General features: G+C 56.5%; 3 protein-coding genes. 2 read left to right on the forward strand and 1 reads right to left on the reverse strand.

Annotated elements, in window-relative coordinates:
* A partial coding sequence (locus K1Y02_26090) for a DUF4838 domain-containing protein (GenBank protein MBX7259853.1) occupies positions 1–2,446 on the reverse strand: 2,446 nt, incomplete at its 3' end.
* A 231-nt stretch (positions 2,447–2,677) separates the two neighbouring features.
* Here K1Y02_26090 and K1Y02_26095 point away from each other — a divergent pair.
* Positions 2,678–3,196, forward strand: coding sequence for a GNAT family N-acetyltransferase (locus K1Y02_26095; GenBank protein ID MBX7259854.1), 519 nt, complete (start codon positions 2,678–2,680; stop codon positions 3,194–3,196).
* A 193-nt stretch (positions 3,197–3,389) separates the two neighbouring features.
* A partial coding sequence (locus K1Y02_26100; protein MBX7259855.1) for an MmgE/PrpD family protein occupies positions 3,390–3,574 on the forward strand: 185 nt, incomplete at its 3' end.

Genomic DNA, 3,574 nt, shown 5'->3' on the forward strand with positions numbered 1-3,574 from the left:
TCACTGGGATCAGTTCCAAGTTGACTTGGCAGGCGCTTTTCGCGGCGTTGTAGAAGTACAACAAAGCTGCGACCGAACTCTGCCCGGAAAAGTCGGTGAAGATGGTCAGTCGTTTCTCCGGAACATGCGCCGCCAGGCGGGTCAGATCATTGACAGGGAGCCGTTCTCCGTAGGCGGCGATGGTTTCGCGAATGTCCTTGTTGAGCATACGCCATCCCTGGTTGCCGAGGCCCCATATTTCGGGGCGATACGGGCCCTGCGTGTAGAATTCGGGGTGGACCTTAATCGCAGGCGCAATGGGGGCATCGGTATCATTTACCAGTGTCAACGCGACGTTGACCGTGCCGGCATTGAGCTCGATGCGCTTCTCCAGCAACAAGCCCGAATCGAGGCGCGCCTTCAGAGTCACCCCGGTCTTGTCCGATGCCACGGTCTCATACGTGAGGGCGACACGCTTCTCCGCGACCCCGGGTGTGATGGTCCAGTCTTGCCACGTTCCCACGCCGTGACTGTAGGTTTTGTAGCCCGTGAGGAGTTCCGCACGAAGTGCCTTGTCGCGCCACCGGAGGATACTGCCTTCAAGTTGCGGCGCAACCCAAAGGAGATTGCGTTCGTTTTCCAGCTTCAACAGCGCGGATTCGCTGTGCCGCGGCGGAGTGACCCCGTGAAGCTGTGTAAGAAAGTCTTCGAGCGGGAAGTAATCGACGATGTTCTTCACATCGTAGCTTTTGAGCATCGCGAAGTACTCTTCCAGCGTCTGGCTGGGAGGCCGAGTGAGAACGATCTTGTCCTTGGTGATTGTCATTTGCGGAGGACATGTCAGTGCGGCGTACTGCACGGTCGCATGCACGATGTCTAGGCGCCGGCGCGTCACGTCCGAACTGACGTTCGCGTAAGCTTCTTTGAAGAGGGCTTGGGCTTTCTCGACCGTTTTCACGTCGTACCATGCGCCTTTGTCATTGAAGTTCAATACGGCCTTCGCGTCATCCACTCGTTTCGTCAATAGCGCGATGTAGTCGCGAACATACGGAGCGGCCTCTTGGTAGTAGAGGTCGATGAACTCCTTCATCACCGCATCGAAATCAATATTAAGGTTCCACATGAGCTTCGAGAGCATATACGCTCTCAGTGGCGCGAATTCCGCCACGGTATCGTAGGAACCTTGCGGGAACATGCCTTTCACGTTGTGAGCGGCCAGGAACTGCATGTTCGGTTGCAGCACGTGGAAATTCACCATCGGCATTTGAAAGTTGTAGTAGTTGGTCGTGTAATCCCACACGTGCAGACGCGGCGCGATCTTCGACCACGCGTCGATGTCTTCCGCAAAGGTACGGTTTAGTTTTGATCGCTTGTCATCGAATCGCCGAAAGAAGTCACATTCGATGCTGCACAGTTTGATGGCGACGTTGGGCCGCGGCGCGAGGTGCGCGGGCGGTTTGCGCGTGTACGTATACGCGAGCGTCTCGATCATGTGGCCGGGGTACTCTTTCGCAAGCATGTCCGCGACGCGGTTGAGCCCTGTCAATACCGAACCCATCGGGGTGCCTTCGCGGTCGTCAACTGCCTTGCATTGCTCGCACTCGCAATTGCCGCCCCAGTCCATTTGACTGATGTGATGGGTCTTCTCGTTGGGATTTGCCTTAATGTCCTCGCGAAGCCGTTGCATGATGACTTCCGCCACTTCGGGATTGCTCATGCACAATTGCGCCAATTTGCCTGCCTGATCTGCAGGGGGATGCGCGTTGTAGTAGCCGGTCGTTGTCGGAAAGGTCCGCTTTCCGTTCACCATGGAGAAGTATTCAGGGTGTTCCTTGCCGTACTTCTCGGGGGGCACCATGCGGTAGAACGAGTGACACCCGAAGTTTGGGCCAGGCAACCAGCGGTGGACCTGGCGATAATACTGCAGACCTTCACGGTCGGAAATGTTGTTGAAATAGGTCGAGTAGCGAAACTCGAAGCTCGGTTTATACCTGACGTCAATGTTGGGCAGAGATTTGGGCGTTTTCGGGACGTACGTTTCGCCGGGGGCAAGCCAGCGCACACCCAAGTAGTCCTCAATGAACTGATATGCGCCGTAGAGGGTTCCTAGCTCTTTGCCTCCCGCGATGATGAGATTGGGTTGGCCATCGTGCGTTAGTGTTTTGATCCACAACTCCTGATCGGAAAAGGATGCCGGCTCGACACCGTTGAGGAGTGCTGGAGGAACCGGATCGAAACCGAGCCATATCGTAGGTTTGCCGGATGTGGCGGTGAGAATGTCAGGGGAGTGTCCGAGGACCCCTTTCCAGTACCGCTGCAATTCGTTTGCCGCCAACTTCTCGGAATCGTTGGCATGCTCGGAGAGTACGATTTGGAAATCGCCGTAGTGGTCTTGCGTGGTCCACACGCCCGCGCTGGAATGCGCCGCACTACTGATAATAAGTACCGTCACGACCGTCGCCATCATGGAATTCACCCTCGTCCCATTGTGCAGACCTTAATCTGCCCCCCGACGGAAACGGTCTACGAACCGATTGCCTAAACCATTGCGTATCGCGTGCGACTCCGTGCCCGAAGCATTCGCGGTGAGCAATCCATGCAACGTATACGGCGCAGGCATGCCAAGAGTCAAGCTCCGTAATTTGCCCGGGCGATGCGCATGGACCATGCTGTTAAGTAAACGCCAGGAGGTACGCTCATGGAATTGCACGGTTCCAAATGCACGCTGCGTCCGTTTCGCACGGAAGATGCCGAAGAATTGGCCATTGTGGCCAACAATAGGAACATCTGGCGCAATCTGACCAGCCGGTTTCCGCATCCCTATGCCATCGAAGACGCGCAGTCATTCATTGCACGCTCAAGTGACGAGTCCATGGCCGGTCGCATCTTCTGCATCGAGGTGGAAGGCCGTGTGTCGGGCGGAATCGGATGCCACCGCCTGGAAGACGCGATTCACGAGCATGAGTTGGAGTTCGGCTACTGGCTTGCAGAACCGTGTTGGGGAAGAGGAATCGCTACGGAAGCCTGCAAGCTCATGGTCGACCACATTTTCAGCCGTTTCGGTGTGATGCGTCTCCAAGCCTGTGTATTCGGCTGGAACCCGGCCTCCGCGAGGGTGCTTGAGAAGAACGGCTTTACCCTGGAAGGGCGTTTGCGGAAGGCCGTGAAGAAAGGAGACGAGTACTGCGATATGCTGATCTACGGCTTGGTTCGATAGGGAGGCATAATAGGTAGTCCGTTCTCCACTGGGGCCTTAGCCTTCAGTGTGCTCGGCCGCCTTTGATACGCCAAAGCGACGTGTTGTTTCGCCTTGAGCAAGCGTCCGTCGAAGAGTAGTATAGTCCGGTTTGCCGCCTACGTTCGGTAAGCGCTGCGGAACAGCAACTCTGGCACGGGGATAGTCTGACTGCATGAAGAACCATACCGTTTCGGTATTTCCCTCCAAGGTCCCCTTGGAAAAGACCCACCAGCTTGCGTGGAAGATTGCGGCGGTAGCAGCAGACGCCGCGCCCATCGACCCGGCCGCGCAGGAGATGGTTATCAACCGCATCATCGACAACGCGTCGGTGGCACTTGCGGCGATCAACCGGACTCC

The organism is Candidatus Hydrogenedentota bacterium (assembly GCA_019695095.1).
In the GTDB taxonomy this organism is placed as follows: domain Bacteria; phylum Hydrogenedentota; class Hydrogenedentia; order Hydrogenedentales; family SLHB01; genus JAIBAQ01.

Coding starts and splice junctions, on each gene's coding strand:
- K1Y02_26095 (MBX7259854.1), top strand. CDS start 2,678: ATGGAATTGCACGGTTCCAAATGCACGCTGCGTCCGTTTCGCACGGAA.